Genomic DNA, 20,890 nt, shown 5'->3' with positions numbered 1-20,890 from the left:
CATACTTTCCGAAAATTCCCTCTTCATCCCCTACTGCTCCACCTGGCCGATCCGCATCGTCCCATCATGGAAATGAATACTATATCCCTCCTTTTTAATGAATTTTGCCTTGAATTTCTGGTGTAGCTCATCGGACTGTTTCTTCCCATTGACATAGAATACGGATTCATCCAATTGAAGGGACCTGACACTTTTTTCATCCGGGACAAGGCCTTCTCTTACCACTTCCGCTTTTAGGCTTTTCACCAGGGCCTTGTCCTCTTCAGCCTGTATCTTATCCCGTTTTGCCTGTTCCATATCCCTTGCAGCTTGTTCCCGATCCCGCATGGCCTGCTCCCTGTCCTTCCCGGCCTGCACCCTATCCCTGGCTGCTTGCTGCACATCCCGCTCGGCCTGCTGTTTATCCCGCACAGCCTGTTCTGCGTCCCTTTCCGCCTGGTGCTTATCGCGTGCCGCCTGCTGCGCGTCCTGTTCGTACTGATGCTTTTGCTTCTCGGCCTGCTCGGCATCCCTTTCCGCCTGCTCCTTATCCCGTACTGCCTGTTCGGCATCTCTCTCAGCCTGCTCCTTGTCCCGCTCCGCCTGTTTCCAGTCCTCCACCGCCTGTGCCTTGTCCTGCTCGATCTGCGCTTTCAATTTCTGTACGAGCCAGTCATACACGTAGAAGCTGTCGGTGGGCACCGGCTTCCCATTGACATACAAGCTCGCTATCTTTCCATCACTGAGAACCATATTGTACAAGGCCTTGCTCTTATAGGTGACCATCGTCTGCGGTGGCTTCACCGAAGAATCCTCCTCTATATTGAGATATTCATGCTGCACGCTCCCGCTCATCGCGCGGGGACGGGCGGCGCTGGCCCGGTGGGCGGGCTGCTGCGCATGCGCAGTTAAGGTCAAAGAGAGGACTGCCAGGGCTAATGCGCCCCGGAATAAAATTGTCTGTTGCATGTTGCTTTAAATTTTTAGGTTAACAATAGGGCAATACGATCCCCTTCACTTCCGGAGTGATTTTTTGAAACTTCATGTATGTATTAGCTAATATCCCCTATGTGTATCCGTGACCTGCTCAGCATAGGTGGCCCGACGTGCACTCGTGGCCTGATGCGGAGCCTTCGGCTGAACAGGATTTACTCCGGCAGCATCTTTTGCCGCCTGCTGCCTGTCGAGCATGGCCTGGTGGACGTCCCGCTCAGCCTGCAGCTTATCCCGGATGGCCTGCTCCGCATCCAGCTCGGCCTGGTGCTGGTCCCGGTCCGCTTGCGCTTTGTCTCTTTCTGCCTGCTCCCTGTCACGTATAGCCTGCTGCGCATCCCTTTCTGCCTGCGCTTTATTCATAACGATCTGCTCAGCATCCCTTGCCGCCTGGTCTCTGGCCTGTTGCCGGTCTTCATCCAACTGCTGTACCTGGGTCTCCCGGGCAACGATCACCGCAGCCTGCAGGGGTATGGTCTTCCTCACCGGCCTCTTTTTATTCACCGCCCGCCGTTCCATTTCTTCCGCCGGTTCCTTCTCATCAATAGTCACTTCATGCCCCGGAACCGCCGCCGGAGTGCCGACGATGACCCTGTTGGTTCCCCGTGGCATTTGCGCCGCTAACGCCCTCCCCGGAGATCGATCGGCGGCCGCCACCAGCAACGAGACAACGGCAAAGCTCATGACCAAAAATATTTTCTCGGTAGTATCCAATGTCTTGTTGGTATTGTGCGCAATACGGGAGACCCTTCTCAACAGCTGGCTCTTTCTGGCCGGGAAAGCAGTAGCCAGCTGCGCCATACGGAGATCATATTCCTTAAAATCGATAAGGGCCCGGATGAACTGCACCCGGTCGCGGGTACAGGCGATCGCTATGTCGTCACAGCAGTTTTCCCTTTCATCCCGCAGTAAGGCAGACATCCAGAGAAAACCCGGGTTAAAGAACAATAGATTGCCAGCTACATGCTGCAGGAAATTGATAAGGTAGTCGTTCCGGCGGATATGAGCCAGCTCATGCAGCAGCACAGCTTCTATCTCCCCTTCAGGCAAGCCGGTCAGCAACCCCAGTGGCATAAAGATCACAGGCCGCCAATGTCCGGCGACCAACGGCATCTTCACGATCCTCGATTCCACCAGTTTTACCACCTTTCTGATACCCAGCTGCCGGCTGAGATCTTCCACCTTCTGCTGCCAGCCCGCAGGCGCCGCACTAATGCCATAATGCCTGAGCCTTTGCGTATACAGTAGGCTGCCCAGCATCCGCAAGGACTTCACCATAAAGACAAACAACCAGGCCCAAACGATCGGTACCGCATGTTCCGAACAATAGCCGGCCAAAGCCACCGTCCATTCCCTGGCCCCTCCCACGAAAACCACTGCACCAGGAGCAACAGCCTCCCCGGTTACACCCCTTTCATACAAAAAAGTACCGGCGCAGGCAAGCAGGAACAACAGGAACAGTCCGCACATTATATTATAGCGTATAGCCGCGCTCGACCGCTGCGTCAGCAACATCACCACACCCGTGGCCATGGCGAAAAGCAAACCCTGCCAGAGGGAATGGACCAGCGTCCAGCAGATGGCTTGTATCATATATTATTTCTTTTTTTCAGCTTTACCCAACTTGTCCACTTTCCCCTGCTCGTCCACCTTCTCCATCTTATCCAGGAGCTCCCGCAGCTGCTGCAGGTCCTTCTCGCACGTCTTCTCGTTGCCCAATAAGGCCACCATCATATTGCCCACGGAACCATGATACAACGTGTCGATGACCCTGTTCAGCAACTGCCCCTTAGTCCCCCTCTCCTCCAACGCCGCACGATAAATATGCTTCATGCTCGATTCATCCCTGGACAACATCCCCTTCTCAGTCATCAGCTGCATCAGCTTCAACGTGGTAGTATACTGCGCCGCCTCCTTCCCCTCGTTCAGGGCATCATGTACAATTCGTACGGTCGAAGGCCCTTGCTGCCACAACACCTGCAATACCGCCAGCTCGGCTTTCGTAGGCTCCTGCCCTTCACCCCCCTCCTTCTTAAATCTTTTCATATCCCTAAGGTACGTAAAAAAACGTACGTTAAAAATTATTAGGAACTTTTTTTGAAAATTTGCTACCTCAGAGGCACCGACTATATTCGCTTGATGAAAAGGCCTCTTTTCTCCCTGCTCTCCGTCTTACTCTTTGCGCTCACCACCTTGGGAGAACCCGGCCACTCCACCCAACAGGAAGCGCTTGCATTCCTCCAGGAATTAAAATTGCCCGACTCAAGCATTTACTGGCCCAATGCCCGGTCCCGTTTATTCATGGAAAACCTCCGCCACAACGTCCAATACCCCCTCAGCATGTACCAGGGCAGTAACACGAATTTTTGCGGCTATGCAGCCCTCTCCTACCTGCCCCTCAATAACGATCCGCTCCAATATGTGAAATTCATGGCTGCCCTGTTCCTGGAAGGCAAGGCCACCTGGGGCAGGATCCATTTTGATCCCGCTCCCGAAGTAATGCGGGCCGCCGGCACCCTCCGGTTCAAAGGCGTCCTGGATATCCATCCCGCCGACCAGATGTGGTTCCTTGTCCTGGCAGATCACTTTAGAAGCTACCTGAATTTCTTTTTCCGGAAGTACCATGCAGGCTCCGAAGATTCTTTTTGGGCAGCATGCAACCTGGGCAAGTTTAATCGCATCGTCACCCGCCTGCTGGGCTATAAAATAAGGGCCGTCGGCTCAGACCTGATCCGGCCCGGCATAAAAGACCTGTACGCCTACCTCCAAAAAGCCATACAGGCAGGCACCACCTTCCTCTATGTCAACAACACCTACCTGCACGTAAAAAATCATGATAAATCAAAGTTCGGCTTCCCCACCCACTACATTGTATTGTCGGACATCCAAATGAAAGACGACATCTTCACCATCATCTACTGGGATTACGGCGGCAGGACCCTCCGGCAGGTAACACCGAAATTTTTGAAAAAGATCCTCTATGGAGTCACCTACACTTTAAACAATGGCCATGAGGAATAAACCAACCCATATCCTTCTGTACGCCGCCTTCGCATTGCTCGCATGCGCATGCAAGACCATGAACATATCCCGGTACTACCGCTACCACCAGTCCGTCCTCGACAGCATCGAGCTCGTATATAAGCAATCATACAAGAACAAACCTTTCTCGATCGAGTTCACCGATCGCGCCTTCGACCGCGTGTCGTTGGAACTGACGACAGATACCCTCACCTACATCTACGAATTCTGGGTGGGGGAAGACCGTATGAAGGATACGCTGAGAAAATATGGATTCGACATCCAGGTGGTCAACAATCTCATTACCAATATGCGCTCCGTGGATTGCACCTGGATCAATAACCTGGATTACTATACGGACGAACGCAAGCATTCGCTTGTCTACGTCACCCTATGGCCGCGCGCATTCAACTTTCCTTTCGTCAACAAGAAATATTACATCCTCACCTACTTCCCCCAGCCGCAATATTTCGATAGCGACGGCAACCTTCTGATGGGCCGCAAGCTTCGCCGCATCCGTAAGATCAACGCGGAGGTCTTCCGCCGCATCAATGATAAAGTATGCTATACCCTTTCTGCCAGGTTCCGGTAATACCGCAGGGGGATCGTTATTGTCTTAACTACTTCACCACAGGCCACCCCTTCTCATACGCCACGGGACTTATCATCAGTACCCTCCCGGCCGGCTTCACCGGCCCCGCACCCGTAGCCACCGCATGATATGCCATATACACCCGCCCCTTCTCATCCCGGAAGATGGAATTATGCCCCGGAGCCGTCCATTCACCGCTCTTCTCCAGTATCACGCTGCTCCCGCCGGCATTTGTTTGCCCCAATCGTTCAAATGGCCCAAAAGGATGCCTGGACCGTGCAACCATGACAGCATAATTCGCCGATGCCCCGCAGCAATTGTCCCCCGAATAATATAAATAGTAATATCCGTTTGCATAATCTATCCAGGTGCCTTCCACCAGCTTGTCATATTTTCCCTCCTGGCCAGGATATAGCACCGCCACCGGCTTACTGCCCCGCTTGAAAGTCTTCCAGTCATCGCTCAGTTCCTGCACCTGGATAGGATGAAAGTCCGATCCCCAATACAACAGCTTCTTCCCGCTTTTCGGATCGATAATAGCGCAAGGGTCGATATCCTCAAACGCCTTGCCGCTGATCAGCGGTATTCCCGTATCTGTAAAAGGTCCGGCCGGGCTGTCCGCAAACGCCACCCCAATACACTTCCCCGTACTGTCGGTCTTACTCTCCGCCGAATAATACATCACGTATTTTTTCAGCCGCGGATCATAGATCACATGCGGCGCCCAATAATCCCTGCTGGCCCAGGCAGCGCCTGCCGGTAAAGCATCCCCCATATCTTTCCAATGCGCCAGGTCTGTCGAGGTGGCTAATTGTATATGGGCATACTTCCCGTTGACCACCGTATTGGTGGCATACCCATAGTAAGTATCCCCCACCCGTATCACGGTGGGATCGGGAAAATCATGGTTCAATACAGGGTTCACTGCAGGCACACTGTCATTGCTGAGCTCATTGCGCACAACCCGCAGCTCAGGGCTTTTTTTCCACTCCATCGGCGCCAGGAACAAACCTTTCTTGTCCCAGCCGGTATTCGAGATCCACCAGCCCTCTTTCTCATCATAGATAACCTCCGCAGCATGGACAGGCAGCGTGCAAACCAAATTTTCCCTGGGAAAATTTTCAGGGTCGGCAGACCAATATACATCCGTCTGGTTGTACTTCGTAATAGCCCGGCAGATGAACAGGTAAAATATCCCCTTCCGCTCGACTACAAAAGGACTTTCAGTATCCCCGCCCCAATCCATTCCATAAGGCTGCACATGTACGATCTTCGGCCCGCTCCAGTGCGTGAGGTCTGGTCCCGTCCTCACCGCCACCACACTCCGGTGATCCACCTCGTTGAATGTCCGGCTATAGTAGTAATAATACTTGCCCTTATATTTCATTACATAGGAATCCCGCGCATGCCCGGGATCACTGAACAAAGGATTCAATGGATGTCGCTCCCAGCTATTCAGATCCGGGCTCGTCGCCAGGCACAGCTGCCCCCAGGAAGCATAGTTGGGCGCATCCTTTTGCATGTTGCCTGTGTTGTAGAACATATAGAATGAATCCCTCTCCGGCACGACATGTGGCGCCCACAACACCCGCTCTACACCTTCCCTGGCCGTCATAGCATATCCATGGTCTTCCCACTTCCCCTGTCGAAGTGTTCCCGCCGTAATGTGAAAGAACTTCGTCTCCCCTTCCCAGGGCCTGACAGGATGATGGCCGATGATGCCATATGCATGCCAGCTCCCATCCTTCCCCTTCACGAACGTATGATCATTGGTATACCACGTTGTATCTTCAGCACGCCGCGTTTCATTAGGGTCAAAAATATGCGTGAACGCCCCGGTAATGACAGGTGTTTCATAATAATGCTGCTGCGTCATCGCCGCCTCCCCCATCGCAGGATATGCATTTTCCACCGGCCACCTATCCGTACGGAAGGGTGCCAACGGCAGACCCTCCTTACTGAAAATATTACCCATGGCTGTATTGCTGAACCCATAACGGACAGCCACCGGCCGCTTGACAGCCGCGCTCTTCACAATGATCCTGTCATTTTCCACTACGGCCTCCGCCGGATGGAACACGCTGTCTTCCCCAGCTACATACAGCTCCGTCACCTGTTTGCCCTTTACCATCAATCCCCGAAGCGCATTGTCCACATACACGGTAACCCTGTCCCCTTTGACTCGCCAGTCCCGAAACAAAGGGCTGCGATAAACACTCCCCTGCTGGTGATAGGTCCGGGCCAACGCCCAGTCAGCGAGCCTCCATCCTACATCATGCTTATCCGAAGGATGAACATTCCCGACATCCGTCACCAGGTCCGTGGTTACCACCATACCTACATTGTCATACGCCATACACGCTGCCTGCGCCTCACGCATCAACGCCCCTACATTGGCAAGCCGATACCGGAATGGAGCTACCTGCACATAATAAAAAGGCAGGTCCCTGGCCCATGCCTTCCGCCAGCTGTTGATCAGGGCCCCAAACAGCCGGGGATATACGCCCGCCGTCATCGTATTGTTCTCTCCCTGGTACCAGATGACTCCCGCCACCGTATAGGGTGTAATGGGCGCGATCATGGCATTGTAAGCATACCCGGGCAAATGCGGCACCTGCCCATTGGGCAATACTTTCATTGCCGCCTCCTTCAACACTATATCGCGGTTGATCACGCTGTCTGGCGTCCACACCTCCGCGGAAGACCCCGACCAGCAGGACTGGATCAGCCCGACGGGAACATGCAGCGAATCATGCAGCCGCTGCCCAAAGAAATAAGCCACTGCGCTAAAACTCGGCAAACTATTGCTGTCACACATCTCCCACGTTCCACCACAATCGTTCTGGGGCACGCTGGCAGATGATTTAGGTACTTGAAAAAGCCGGAGCCCCGCAAGATGTGCCCTGGCATATTCAGCCTTGACGTCCTGCAAACCCCACTGACCGCACATCTCCATATTGCTCTGACCGCCGCAAACCCACACTTCGCCGATCATGACATTCGATAGAACGATATCATTTATCCGGATCGTATAAGGCCCGCCCGCCGCAGGCGTCCGGATGGACAATGCCCATTCCGCATTTCCCGTCACCGTCACTGCCGGATAGGTCTTCTCATCCCACGACGTAACAATGACCACCCGCTCATTAGGCTCTCCCCATCCCCAAAGCCTTACCTCGCTTCCCTGCTGCAGGACCATATTGCTCCCCAACACGGCAGGCAGCCGTACATTGCCATAGGACGAAAATGCAATAAACACTAACAATAGGGCAGGCCACGACCTGTTATTGGCCGCCCACCGTAAAATTTGGTATAACATAGCTATATACATCATATTTTAATTCACTCCAGCAGCTTTGCTTTGGAAAATCATGCCCCGGATACAGCTGCTGTTGATCCGGCAAACACTTTATCCGTATCTGGATCGATGACAACCCCTTCGTCAGCCGGGCCGGTATAAGGAACTCGTCATCACGCAGCTGCCGGTTGGAAGTCTGCACATGGTACCCCCGCTTACCCAGCTCTTCCCGGGGCCCCGAATACATACATGTATTGGACCCCGCCAGGTACCACACCCCCGCAAGTTTCCACGCTGCGCCTGCCCTGACATATACTTCCGCCGTTTGGTTGGGATAACTATAATCCAATGTTCTGCGCAACAACACCCCCTCATTCGCTGGTTGCAGCCTGGCCCTGAACTCCGATACACCACTGGTATGCCTCCCATCCTCCTCCTGCGCGGGATAGACCTCTGCACCCACGTTGTAGCCGGGGATCTTACGCACATCATAACCCCAGGCGCCCCGCGGCAAAGAATCCGGCCCCCATTCATACCGGGAGACCACCTTTTCCACTGGAGAGGCATCCGGTGAATGATATCCATGGGCCGCTTCATCTGCCACATTTCCGACATCGATGGAATCCGTCTTGACCAGGGAGGGGGCCGGCAGCCCGTACCAATAGCTGACAGCCTCATAATGCTCGCGGGATACATTCTCGCTATGCTCAAAGCGGATCTGGGCACGCTTGCCAAATGGCATCAGGTCCGCCATGAGAAATCGGTACCCGGATTGAATAAGATCCTTTTCATTCACAGCCGACCGCTTGTCTTTCGATCCGCAGGGATGCCCGGCAAACGGAAGGCTCATATTCTCCCCTCCCCAATAATCTCCGCCCCCCGCCCATTCCTCGGTCCCCGTGCCATAAGCCTGCGGCGTCCGGGCATCGTCAAAAAAGAACCTGGGGTCGCCTTCCAGCGTATATAGATCCGCATTATGTGAAAAGATGAACGAGGTCCCGAGAAAGCTGCCCGACCAATCCGCTCTGCCCTCGACTCCCCTCGTATCCAGCCACACCATGTCCTTCCCCAGTTCCGGCTCGGGTATATCCACATAAGTTGCGTGGAAATAGCTGCTGCGGGCGGCAGGCATCCTTAAAGGCTCATATCTTATCTCATAGTCCACCGGAACACCCGCGGATCCCTCACCCACCAGTTCAAACTTTGCGTTCTTAAAAAATGGCATAGGATAATAACAGGCCAGCGCTACTTTATTGCCGGGATAATCACAACGGATATTGATGGGCAGCCCCTTCACAAAAAACTCTTTCTTCTCCCGGTTGAAAAATGTTCCTGCCCCAAAGAAAAGGCACAGCGGCGCGTCCACCGATGGATGCACGGCATCATCCCAGGTGATACGCAATCGTATTCTCTCCATCTCCTCAGCCTTGTCCAGCGGCAATATCAATTTAAACGCCCGCACAACAGAGGCCTCCCTTGCCATCGAAGCCAGCAATACGCTTTCTTTCCCCATTACCACTTTCCCCCACACCGTAGCAATGCCCTTCGGAGCAACGTCCGTACCGGCCCTGCCGATGAATGCCGCCACATCCCTGCCAGCACCCCCCTTCTCCTTCCCCCCCATCTCATTGGCAAAAAGATGATAAATGTAGTAACCCGTTCCATAATACGTCCGGGAATACGCTATCCTCATCGAATCCCGGAATGACATAGGTGTCCAGATCAGATCTGCCCCCTTTGTCGTCGTCCATGTCCAATCCAGGGGCTCTCCAAAAACCTCACCGGGAATAAATTTCGCCTCCCTCACCCTTTTCACAGCATTGACAGGACTATCCGTTGCCGTCTCCCTGACCACCTGGTCCCGCCCATCCATCACAAAATGCCAGGGACTGCCATGCCAATGGTTCGCCCGGAAAAAATACAGCACCCCTTTCCCCTTTACATCCAGCGTGATATTCTGATCCTCCCCATTCATGAACAGGAAATGCCCCGCATCCCCACCCCTGCTCATCCGGTCGTACGTACTGCGCATGTAGGCCCGGATGCCGATTCGCTGCTGTGGCAGCCGATCCCATTTACGGTAAGCATCCAGGCCAACAGGAATATCCTGCGCGCTCAGCGCAATAGGGCAACACAGTATTACTAACCACCGGAACATCATTATTTACTTGTTTTTAATGTAGACGTATACCTTCTCACCCGCAACGCAGCCTGCTCCCTGTGCCCCGCAAACCCCTCCAGTTCACACAACCGCATCGCATACGCGCCTATCATGACGCTTGCATCAGGTGTACAGCGCTGATACGTGCAATTCTTAATAAATTTTCCCACCCACAACCCCCCGGTATACCTGGCGGCCCCCATGGTGGGCAATGTATGATTCGTACCTATCACCTTGTCCCCATATGCCACATTCGTCTCTGGCCCCAGGAACAATGCCCCGTAATTGGTTAGATGATCGAGGAAGACCTGCGGGTCCCGCGTCAGCACCTCTACATGCTCATACGCTAATGCATTCGCTTCCTGGATGGCCTCCTCCTCGTCTTCCACCAGGATGATGGTACCATATTGCTCCCATGCAACCCCAGCCACATCGGCCGTCGCCAGGAACTGCAGCTGCCGCTGGATCTCCGACAAAGTCTCCCTTGCCAGCTTCTCCGAAGTAGTGATCAATGCCGCCGGGGAGGTCGGCCCATGCTCCGCCTGCCCCAACAGGTCACAAGCCACCATCTCTGCATCGGCCGTTTCATCGGCAATGACCAGTATCTCGGTAGGTCCTGCAACAAGATCGATCCCTACCCTTCCGAACAGCTGCCGTTTGGCTTCGGCCACATACGCATTTCCAGGTCCTACGATCATATCCACTGGCGCCATCGTTTGGGTACCGATGGCCATCGCACACAACGCCTGTACGCCGCCAAGGATATAGATCTCATCAGCGCCCGCAAAATGCATCGCACACACCGTGGCATCAGGGATCTCCCCGTTGATGGGCGGCGTACAGGCGATCACCCGCTGCACGCCGGCAACCTTGGCCGTAAGTATGCTCATATGCGAAGACGCTACCATTGGATATCTGCCGCCGGGTATATAGCACCCCGCACTGTTCACCGGGATATTCTTATGCCCCAGGAAAATACCTGGCAGCGTTTCTACTTCAAGATCTGAAATGGTAGCCAGCTGCCGCTCCGCAAAGAACCTGATCTGCTTTTGCGCAAACAAGATGTCACTGATCACCTGCTTAGGCGTACGGTCGATGATCTCCGCGATCTGCTCCTCTGTCAGCCGGAAAGCATTGGGCGCCCACTTGTCGAAAGCCATCGAATACTTCCTGACCGCGATGTCCCCGCTGTCCTCGATATCCTTGATAATGATCTCTACGGTGTCCCTCACCCTCCCATCCGCGGCTTTGATCTCAGTTACACTCTTTCCCTTTTTTAAAAACCTTGCCATTCCTGTATTTTTTGTAATGAACGAAACTAATTCCCCCAGAGCTTCGGATCCCCACCCTTCTGCTTCCTCCACGCATCGCGCCATCGATGGATGTCAACGGGACCGATCATACGTTTCGGCTGCCTGCCTTCCACCCCTGGTATGGCAGGTATCCGCGAAGCCTTATCCTGGTACCAGTATGCCACGCTCGCCAGGTCAAGCGTCAGCACATTGTTACTCCCATGCTCGATGGTGAACCTTAATGATTTGTCAAAATAGATGGGATCCGCTATATTAAATCTGTATATATGGGTCTTTCCCAGAAATCCTATATCTCCATTCACCTTCGCATATCCAAAATAAGGAGTGCAATAGGCAGCCCGGGGCGCCCCCCATGATGTGTTGAAATAATCCTCCGTCCCCGTGCCGCTCAGGGTCGGCACCGTATCTCCATCAATGAATATCATATCATCCCCTTCTCCATACCAATATGGCGTAGGTGAGTGCACATAATAGTTCACCCCCGCAAAATGCCCTTTTCCTTTTACATCAGCTATGATATAATTACCTCGTCCATTTTTATTACTCCGGTTCGCACCGAACATCCAATGCTCATTCTCCACACTATCCACAGGCATGGTCAATTGCCTGTTGTACCAGGCATGGAACCTGCCCGTATGGGCCGGCAGTTGCTTCATTGCTACATAATCCACATAAAAATAAAATGGCCGGATCTCCCCGCTGGCCTGGTTCTCGATCTCTATCCTGGCGCCTTGCCCAAAAGGCATGGCAAAATAGCTCACCAGCCCCTGCCCGTTGTCAGGTGTGGCAGCCAATGGCGCCGACGTAAACAGGTAAGACTCATTCCATCCCTGCCCAAAGAAGGGTCCTATCGGCGATTCCACCGACGGATAATCATTCCCATCCCAATACATCCGGATGATGATATCATTCCGGCTCAATACATGAGGCGCTGGCCCCATCGTGATCCAGATATGGTTGATAATGCCGGCGCCCTTTACTTCAAAAATAGTCCGGCGCTCCCCCTTCTTAATAAGCCCGATATTATCATGGTTGTCCCCGCTCCTGTCCCAGCTGCTGACTCGCCTCGACTTCACCCCCTGTTTTATCCTTGTCAGTTCCATCATCTCCTGGGCGCTCACCCGGACTACAAACCCCAACACAAAAAAGATCATCCATGCTCTCATAAATTGCTGCATTTTAATTCCCCCATAGCGCCGGGTCATTCCCCTTGCTCTTTCTCCACGCATCCCGCCACCGGTGTATGTCGCCAATGTTTATAAATGGTTTAAGCTTCCGGCCCTCCTTATTTGGGATTGCCGGTATAGGTGATGCTTCGCTCTGATACCAGTAAGCCACACTGGCGAGATCAAGGGTAAGCACATTATTATGGCCATGCTCGATGGTGAATTTGAAATCCTTGTTGAAGTACAGCGGATCGCTGATATGGAATCGGTATAAATGCGTTCTGCCCAGCCAGCCGATATCATTGTTCACCCGGGGATACCCATAATAGGGATTCGAGAAAGCAGTCTTCGGACACCACGCCGTATTGAAATAGTCTTCCGTTCCCGTACCTCGCAGCGTAGGCTCCTTCGCCCCATCTATAAAGATCATGTCATTCCCTTCCCCATACCAGACAGGTGTAGGCGAATGAACATAATAATTCACCCCCACAAAATGCCCTTTCCCCTTTATATCTGCTATGACATAGTTATCCTTTCCCGTAAGATTATTTCCCGGCTTGCCGAGTATACCCCATTCATTCTCGCCTTCTTCCACAGACGCCCCCGTCACCTGCCGGTTATACCAGCCGTGGAACCTTCCGGCATTGGCAGGCAGCTTATCCATGGCAGTATAATCCACATAGTAGTAAAAATGATCGATGTCCCTTCCAGCCTGGTCCTCTATCTCTATCCTGGCGCCCTTCTCAAATGGCATGTTGAAATAGCACACCATACCCCTTCCCTCCACCGGGCTTGCCGACAAGGGTAAGGAATTGTAATTATATGCCTCATTCCACCCCTGCCCGAAGAACGGGCCTATCGGCGACTCCACCGAAGGATAGTCCTTTCCATCCCAATACATCCGGATGATGACATCATTCCTGCAAAGCACCGATGGGTCGGGCGCCATAGTGATCCAGATATGATCGATCACACCCGCGCCCTTTACTTCGAATATCGTTTTCTTCTCGCCATTCCCAATACGGATAAAATCATTTCCCCCGCCGGTCTTATCAGCACTGCTCACCCGTTTGGACATCACCCCCTGCTGTATCATCGACAAGGTCGAAAGTTCCTGACCCCGTACACATAAAGCACTTCCTAATAGTAAGGTCAATATAGCCCGCATAAAATATATTATTTCATCATTGTCTCAATAACGGCCTTAGCTACAGGCCCCATACCTGATCCCTTCGTCAGATCCCAGAAGCTTTGATTTTCCTGGATCTGCACCTGCGTGGTGACGATCCAGCTCTGTATCCAGCCTGTCAACGTACACCAGGCGCCCCACCCGGCATCAGAATTGGATGCCCAGTAATCCCATTTTCCATAATCGAACGCCCTGAACCAGGCCCCGTCCAGGTCCTGATGCTTTACACTTCGCACCTGTATCCGGGTCAGGAAATCCGACAGCCTGGATGTAGCAGCCTTATACTTTTCATTGCCCGTAGCAAGCGCGGCTTCATGTAAACTAAAAAGAGCAAAATTGTTGGTATACAGCATGCACGATATTGCTTCCCCATTCTTAAAGATCAACGATCCTTCATCGGAGCCATAATCAGTGTTCTTCTTCAGCTCCTTGAACATACCCTTACCCTTTCCGATCTCTTCCCGGATAGCGCCGCAGGCATCCTGGTAACCCAACATATCCGTGACCATCCGGTCAAGCCAGCGTCGATGCTCCTCTGTATCCTCCAGCCGGACCAGCCACGCCAATGGCAATATCATCCGCGCCCGCTGTGTTTGCATACTGCTACCCCACCGCCATTTATCAGGATAAGCATCCATAGTGATGCTGATGGCCTCTTTTGTCCGTGCCAGCAACGGCGCATACCCCGTCTTGCTGTACAGCCATAGATAACAGGCCCACATCCATGATTCGAAATGAGGTGACGGATGCACCAGGTCACGGTTGTAATAATAAGGCCATCCATTCTTGATGATGTCCCCCTCTTCCAGTCGCTCGCCCCTGAATCCCTGCTTACCCGTTGTCCGGAAATTACCCATAATGGCTTCCGCCAGGTCCTTATCCCATTTATCCGTGTGCAGATAGGCAGATGCCGCGATGGCGCCCAGGATCGCCCTGGAATTGTCATCCCCGTAAAAGGTTCCGGCATTGCTGGTCGCCCAGCCAATAAGCCCGTAAGCCGGACTGGACGGATCATTCTTCGCGCCCGCCCGCATATTGCTGCTCCGGAATAAATACTGCAGCAAATGCGCCGATTTCTGTTTATATGTTTCGTCATTCAACACTCTCCCAGCGGCAGCCAACGCCATGCTGGCCTCTCCTTGCACATCCGCCCGCATCCAGTACCGGTACTGCTGCCGCCCGTCATAATAAATGGTAGAAGTATGCCCTTCCAGGATCCCGAGACTTCCATCCCCGACAGCTTTATCCTCGCCCACAGGCGGCCCCACAGGCTTTAGCCCATTGCTGCCGTATTTTTCCCAATCTCCCTTCCAGCTGGCATCTACGAAGAACCTGCCGTTGTCAAACCACCGCGCGCCCTTTTTAATACTGTTCAACCGCGCCGTTGCTGGCAAAGCCCCGCTCCTGCCAAACATAGGTTGTACATCCTCCCGCCAATGCTTAATGACAAAATGCTTATTCCCCACCACCCGTCCCAGAATATAGCTCCACAATACCCTCACCGACGCCGAAGGTCCATATCGGCCCGTTTGAAAATTGCTTAACCCCGTCATGCTCACCAATGCATGGTCCCGCTCGAAAAGCAAAGGATAGACCTTGGTGTCAGTCAGGCCATATTCCGCCCTGTCCACGCCCACCACCTTGGCCAGCACGATCAAAAGACTGTCTGCCTCCACAGGTAATACATGGCAGTTGTGAATGCCCAGCAATCCCATGGATGGCAGCTTCTTCCCAAACACATCGCTGGTGACCACTCCCCGCTCCAGTTGCGTCTCCACCGCCGTGGCAGGCACATCCAGCCCCGGGAACCGCGCAGGATATTCTACATAGAGCCTTAACCTTTTTTTATTTGCCTCCTCCAGCAGCGCTGGTGTAATCACATTTGCCGTATCCACCTTCGGATACCCATCTCCGATAATGAACACGCCCGACCCCGCAACAGCAGCTTTCACCGCCGCCCCGGGACTGCCATATCTTTTCACCGCATACCCTTCCCGCCGCAGCAGCGCGTAAAGATCGTTATGCTCATTCCCATAAAAATACAGCGACTGCCCCCTGACGGCGCCTGCCCCGACTAAGATCACTATCCATAAAGAATATCTGATCAATTTTTTCATATAAGCTCCTCCAATAATTTTAAGCCGGTACGATAGATCACCTCATCCGCGCCCCTTTGCAGGAACGACCATTTGCCCGGACCGACTTCGTAGCCCCCCTGGGCAAAAGCGGCGTCAGTAGGGATATAACCTATATTGTTTTCACCAAAACCCGCCACGATGGTATGCTCGAAAGGCGATGACCGTTCTATTGCCAGCGCTATTTCCACAAAAGGTTCTCCCGGCAGGAATAAAATAGCCAGCGTACCTATGCGAAGGGCGGTGAATCGGGCCAGCGCATCCCCCATATTGAGCACATTTGCTTCCGGTCGCACGCTAAGCTGCACCTCACGGTAGGATGCCTTGAAAACAGCAGTGTCCGCCGCCTCTTCGCCGTCGCGCCTCCCGGCTATCCGGGCCAGCGCCCGCCCATGCCGGCGTGCATATCCGGGCCCCAGGCTCACAGTTGGCGGATTGGTGTCGCCTGCAGCTCCATTTAAAAAGAAAGGTATTCCGCCTTCCGCTGACCGCTCCATCTCAAGACACATCTCTCCCGGGAAGTCGGCGGAGATATGCGGGAGGCACATTTCATGTACGGGATGACAGATGGCATGCACCAACGTTGCTATGCCTTCCCCCGAAAGCGCTGTCAGCCGGATCGTCCGCACCCTCCTGTCCACAGGCCCCCGGTTCATCAGCTCTTCGGAAATTGGCTGCACCGCATCGGACATGATAATGCCATTCGCCACGGGGATGCGCCGCTGCAAAGAATAACCATTCAGCAACGCAGTTCCGAATGTCACCGAGCACGGCCTCAACCCGGCCACCGCGCGCCTGATCCCCTCCCCGATGGCCCGCTGTACACGGATCAGCCATGCCTGGTACGCTTCGGTCAGGTATAAACCCGACAGCCCCACGGATTCCGGCGCATTGTGTGTATGCGTACAGGTGATAACGATCCTTTCGGCAGCGATCACATCCGACATGCCTTCCTTAAAATCCTGCCATCCGCCTACGGAAGTATCGTTTAACGCCAGCAGGTCCATCGAGACCAATGCCGCCATTTCATGGCCGGACCTTAACACCAGCACCCGGGCCTTCAATGGCAACCTCACTGATTCGAATGCCCCGTATTCCCCCCTGACAGAAGAAGTAAGCAAGCCGACCTCGAGTGGCGGCGTGATATCCACCACCGATGCCCCAGCCTTTAATGGAGTTGAATGCATCGCTTATTTTTTCTTTTTTACCCAGTTGAACGCCTGTTGCCAGAAAGTGTCATACGCTTCCCACAGCTCGAAATTGATCCCCCAGTGCGGAGCCGGGTCCGACATATACGTCAATAGCCGGCCCTTGCCATACTCCCCGGTGACCACCAATGGATGACCCGTCTCTTTCACGCGCACCAGCACTTCCCCATCTATCTTTCCCTTCACCTCATTGTAACCGAAGATCGGCGGGAACTTTTCCCAGGGCAGCCCCTTCACGGCCGGATGCTGTGGCGCCAATACCTCCGCCGTAAATCCCGCGGATGATTCCACCAGGTCTTCCACCTGCAGACATTCCACCGGCAGCACCTCCTGCAGCTTGCTCCTCCCCCACCCGGATTTCCCCTGCACGCCGCTGAAAGACAACCATCCCCCCAGCATCATCATCCCCCCTCCATCGCGGATCCAATCCTTAATGACATCCAGCCTGTCCGGGAAGGTCACGATTCGTTTCTCACGCCGCGCCCTGTCAAAAAAGCTGGGATACAAATGAAAGCACTTCGCCTCCACATCGCTGATGATCAGGCACGCTGATTCCTCCAGGTACGCTTCCAGCTTACCCGGCTCCAGCCGGTAAAGCTCCCAGTTCGCAAGAGGCGTGACATCCGCCTGGTATTCTAATGCTTCCGTCAGCCGCTCGCCATAAAAATGCAGATCCGCATCCTTGGTCTCCGTACCAAACGGCGTTTCAATGAACGTAGGCCCGACATGAAAGACCCAGTCCCCCAGATAAAGTACATGTTCGTCTTTTGTCCTTACTTGACTTTTTGCTCTCATAAAATTTTTATTTTCGATTTGTACGATCTTCCAAAAAATCGAGGAACGATCGCGAGGTCCTTCTAAAAAGAATAAACAATACCACGGACGCCAGCACCTCTGCCACGCCTGCCATATACCTCCCGAACCACGCCTCTGTCAATGCCTGAATGAACAGGCTCGTAGCCGCAAAGCCCACCACCGCCACATACAATCCGCGAAAGATAGGCCTGACATCAACAGAGATCCGGTTCTTCCGGTACGGCCCCCACCAGCCCAATGGCCGCACCTTCTCACAGAACGCGCTCAGCATCCTGTCCGGATCCGGCGGCGTAAGTAAAGCCACACTCACCCAGAGCACAGTGGTTAGCCCCATCACCAGCAGGGTGGACCAATACCACGGTAATACCAATTGCTGCGCCCACCCGGCGCCCAGCCACGACAATAGCTGTGGCCCCAGTACCACCAGACAGAAGATGGCCGCTCCCCCAAAGGAGGCCGCTACACGCGCAGCCCCGTTAAATCGCCACCACCACCATTGCGCCCAGTTGGCAGGTAATTCCGCCGCACTGAGCTGCAGCATGAAGATGGCCACATTCGTAATAATGCTGACATTGAATACGACAGCGACAGCAATGCTCACGATAATCCCCATGGCCACCTTTCCCATCATTAAATAATGCTGCTGTGTAGCCCCACGCACAAACCACCGCCGGTAAATATCACTCACCATCACCTGGCTTCCGAAATTCAGGTTGTCCCCCACCGTGGACATCGTGGCAGCCATCATCGCCGCCACCAGTAACCCCATTGCACCGTGCGGCAGCATCTCCTTCATCAGTCGCCCATACACCAGCTCCCTGTCCGCACCCGCACTCCGTAGCTCAGGCCAGATAGCAGCAGCCGATATGCTTGGCAAAGTCACCAATAGCAAAAGCACAAACATGCTGATCGCCGTCACCACATACATCGTCAACGCTTCTGACGGCGTGCGCGTGGAAAGGATCCGCTGCCCCTCCATAGCGCCCCCCATAGGCGCGGCATCGCCGCCATACCCGATGCTTTGGCCGAATAGCCAGGCCATGGCCGCCGCCAGGGGAAAGACGTCATGCCTGGCAGGCGGCGTCATTTGCAGCACCTCCGGGTGCGTCCTTCCAAACATATCGTTCAGCGTAGCGCTCATCGCCACAGGCCCTCCGAAATGAGCAAGGGTGAGACCTGCAAGGACGACTGCGCCAACAAAAAATATGATCATCTGTATCAGGTTGGAGATCACCACCCCCTTATATCCCGAGAAAAAAACAAAAAGAAAAGATATAGGCACCACCAGGTACATTGTCTCCGCCTTGGTCAATCCAAACGCCGGCCCCATGATCTTATAGGCCGCCAGCAGCGTGATCCCCGTCCACGCAGGCATCGCAATAAAAGAGGTCCTCACCGCTATCCAGATCCGCATCGCCGCAGCCGCACGGGGAGGAAAGCGCAGATCATAGAACTCCAGCGAAGTAAAAAGATTCAGCCGCCGCCAGAAGCCGGAGAACAATACCCCTCCGATAAAGAGCGCCAGCCCAAACCTGCTCAGGTACCACCAGGAGATAAAAGCCCCCGTCACCACAGCAAGCCCCCCATACCCCGTCGCAGCATCCGGGCTCACCAGCGCAGCCGTATACGATATGCCATTCAGCCATCCGGGGATCTTTCTTCCTCCCAGAAAAAAGTTTTCAAGGTTGGCGGACGCAAATCGCTTATGCCATAACGACATGCTAAACATGATAAGCAAATAAGCCGCAACGATCCAAACATCCGGTTGGTTCCAGTTCATATGCATATCTATAGTCCTTTTAATCTGTTGGCTAATGGTACAAGGGCCGGCAGGTTGCTCTCGGGTTTATCAAGATAGAAATAGGCCGTTGCCGAATAATCATCCACCCGGTAAAAATTCACCCACTCATCAGCAGGGAAAGAAGGATCGAATAGGTCCGGATAGCCTGGCGTCTCCAACAGCTTGATCAGCCCCTTGGATGTCATCACACTGACAGGTTTCACCCTGCCGCCGGCCTTCGATATCCCCCGGATAAGGTCCCTGCCGGCGCCGCCCATCTGCTGGATCGTCACGCTGCAGTTCTGTTGGAAATAAATAGGATCAGGCACATGATACCTGTAAAATGCATATTGCTTTTTCACTTTGTCCACAATGGGTGCGCCCTGGTACAAATTACTGAAAGACCCAAGATTCCAGGCGGAACCGATATAATCCTCCGTCCCCGATCCCACCAGCGTCGGATATTGTCCATCATTGTCAAGGTAGGCCTTCACCTCTCCTTCGCCAAACCAGGTATTGCCGTATACGCTGTCGGCTACGACACTCACGTTGGTCCCCAGGAACCGGCCCCGTCCATTTACCCTGGGCATGATTTGAAAATCCTCCCCCAGCTTTGCCCCTTCATTGTTGCTCCAGTAGGCGTGAAAGTAAGCGATATCCTTCAGAGGCGTCTTCAAGGTAGAAAGATTGATGTCATAGAACAGCAGCTCGTCCTGCTGCGACTCATTGATAAAAACGATCCTGGCCCGCTTCTTAAAAGGCATGGGCACATAGCAGTTGAATGACCTCCCCTCAGGATCGGAGAACAACGCACTTTGAAAAGCAGCCATCCTCCCAAGGCCTACACCAAAAAAATCACCCAGCGGCACAGACACCGCAGGCTTCTTCGCATCGTCCCAATACATCTGGAGAACAATGGACCGCAATGCCTTAGGGTTCCTGTCGATAATGGTCATCCAGATCCTGTTGATGACGCCCGCACCACGAAGATCCGCGATCTCCCGGCTGGTGCCGGCCTTGATCCATTGGCTGGCATTACCTTTAGCTCCATGGTTCTCCATCCCTCCTCTACCTTTTTCTCCGGTAGGGTTTTCAAAACTGACCCAACGGCTGTCGGTTCCCTGCGGTATCTCATAAAGCTGCTGTGCATAAAGCCCTGAAGGCAATAGCCAGAGCATAAACCCAATGACTCTTAATATCATATAGTACGACTTTTAAAAAGAACTACCTGCCACAATT

15 protein-coding genes are annotated in these 20,890 nt (G+C 53.6%); 2 read left to right on the top strand and 13 right to left on the bottom strand.

The window, feature by feature from the left end:
• Nucleotides 1-30 precede the first annotated feature (30 nt).
• The 3 genes from Q4E93_RS30565 to Q4E93_RS30555 all read right to left on the bottom strand — a co-directional run bounded on the left by Q4E93_RS30565 (nt 31) and on the right by Q4E93_RS30555 (nt 3,018).
• Nucleotides 31-948 (bottom strand): hypothetical protein, encoded by a 918-nt coding sequence (locus Q4E93_RS30565; protein ID WP_303591741.1) that lies wholly within the window; start codon nt 946-948, stop codon nt 31-33.
• 87 nt (nt 949-1,035) lie between these two features.
• Nucleotides 1,036-2,565 carry a M56 family metallopeptidase gene (locus Q4E93_RS30560; RefSeq protein WP_303591740.1) on the bottom strand — a complete coding sequence of 510 codons (1,530 nt, stop codon included), beginning with the start codon at nt 2,563-2,565 and terminating at the stop codon, nt 1,036-1,038.
• A 3-nt stretch (nt 2,566-2,568) separates the two neighbouring features.
• Nucleotides 2,569-3,018, bottom strand: coding sequence for a BlaI/MecI/CopY family transcriptional regulator (locus Q4E93_RS30555; RefSeq protein WP_303591739.1), 450 nt, complete (start codon nt 3,016-3,018; stop codon nt 2,569-2,571).
• Nucleotides 3,019-3,111: 93 nt separating this feature from the next.
• Between Q4E93_RS30555 and Q4E93_RS30550 the strand changes: the two genes are divergently transcribed.
• Together Q4E93_RS30550 and Q4E93_RS30545 are read left to right on the top strand one after the other, a co-directional pair.
• Nucleotides 3,112-3,993, top strand: a complete 882-nt coding sequence (locus Q4E93_RS30550) for a hypothetical protein (protein ID WP_303591738.1) — start codon at nt 3,112-3,114, stop codon at nt 3,991-3,993.
• Nucleotides 3,983-4,585 (top strand): hypothetical protein, encoded by a 603-nt coding sequence (locus Q4E93_RS30545; RefSeq protein WP_303591737.1) that lies wholly within the window; start codon nt 3,983-3,985, stop codon nt 4,583-4,585. Before Q4E93_RS30550 ends, Q4E93_RS30545 begins: the two co-directional genes overlap by 11 nt.
• Nucleotides 4,586-4,613: 28 nt before the next feature.
• On the opposite strand, the gene Q4E93_RS30540 is transcribed toward Q4E93_RS30545, so the two are convergent.
• From Q4E93_RS30540 to Q4E93_RS30495, 10 genes are read right to left on the bottom strand one after another with little or no spacing between them, the layout of a single operon-like run.
• Nucleotides 4,614-7,904 (bottom strand): family 43 glycosylhydrolase, encoded by a 3,291-nt coding sequence (locus Q4E93_RS30540; protein WP_303591736.1) that lies wholly within the window; start codon nt 7,902-7,904, stop codon nt 4,614-4,616.
• Complete coding sequence (locus tag Q4E93_RS30535) at nt 7,870-10,044, bottom strand: DUF2961 domain-containing protein (RefSeq protein WP_303591735.1); 2,175 nt, start codon at nt 10,042-10,044, stop codon at nt 7,870-7,872. Before Q4E93_RS30535 ends, Q4E93_RS30540 begins: the two co-directional genes overlap by 35 nt.
• The gene (gene hisD, locus Q4E93_RS30530) at nt 10,044-11,336 is read right to left on the bottom strand and encodes a histidinol dehydrogenase (protein ID WP_303591734.1); all 1,293 of its coding nucleotides are present in this window, start codon (nt 11,334-11,336) and stop codon (nt 10,044-10,046) included. Before hisD ends, Q4E93_RS30535 begins: the two co-directional genes overlap by 1 nt.
• Nucleotides 11,337-11,362: 26 nt before the next feature.
• Nucleotides 11,363-12,523 (bottom strand): glycoside hydrolase family 172 protein, encoded by a 1,161-nt coding sequence (locus tag Q4E93_RS30525; protein ID WP_303591733.1) that lies wholly within the window; start codon nt 12,521-12,523, stop codon nt 11,363-11,365.
• 13 nt (nt 12,524-12,536) lie between these two features.
• Entirely contained in the window at nt 12,537-13,691 is a 1,155-nt protein-coding gene (locus tag Q4E93_RS30520; RefSeq protein WP_303591732.1) for a glycoside hydrolase family 172 protein, read from the bottom strand.
• Nucleotides 13,692-13,699: 8 nt separating this feature from the next.
• Nucleotides 13,700-15,829, bottom strand: coding sequence for a hypothetical protein (locus Q4E93_RS30515; protein ID WP_303591731.1), 2,130 nt, complete (start codon nt 15,827-15,829; stop codon nt 13,700-13,702).
• Nucleotides 15,826-17,034: a hypothetical protein gene (locus Q4E93_RS30510; RefSeq protein WP_303591730.1), complete on the bottom strand. Its 1,209-nt coding sequence runs from the start codon at nt 17,032-17,034 to the stop codon at nt 15,826-15,828. Before Q4E93_RS30510 ends, Q4E93_RS30515 begins: the two co-directional genes overlap by 4 nt.
• Before the next feature lie 3 nt (nt 17,035-17,037).
• The gene (locus tag Q4E93_RS30505; protein ID WP_303591729.1) at nt 17,038-17,850 is read right to left on the bottom strand and encodes a glutamine amidotransferase; all 813 of its coding nucleotides are present in this window, start codon (nt 17,848-17,850) and stop codon (nt 17,038-17,040) included.
• 7 nt (nt 17,851-17,857) lie between these two features.
• Nucleotides 17,858-19,651 carry a sodium:solute symporter family transporter gene (locus tag Q4E93_RS30500; protein ID WP_303591728.1) on the bottom strand — a complete coding sequence of 598 codons (1,794 nt, stop codon included), beginning with the start codon at nt 19,649-19,651 and terminating at the stop codon, nt 17,858-17,860.
• An 8-nt stretch (nt 19,652-19,659) separates the two neighbouring features.
• The gene (locus Q4E93_RS30495; protein ID WP_303591727.1) at nt 19,660-20,853 is read right to left on the bottom strand and encodes a glycoside hydrolase family 172 protein; all 1,194 of its coding nucleotides are present in this window, start codon (nt 20,851-20,853) and stop codon (nt 19,660-19,662) included.
• Nucleotides 20,854-20,890 lie beyond the last annotated feature (37 nt).

This window comes from Flavitalea plasmicola, assembly GCF_030546645.1.
Taxonomy (GTDB): domain Bacteria; phylum Bacteroidota; class Bacteroidia; order Chitinophagales; family Chitinophagaceae; genus Puia.
This window is presented reverse-complemented; position numbering and strand designations above follow the sequence as displayed.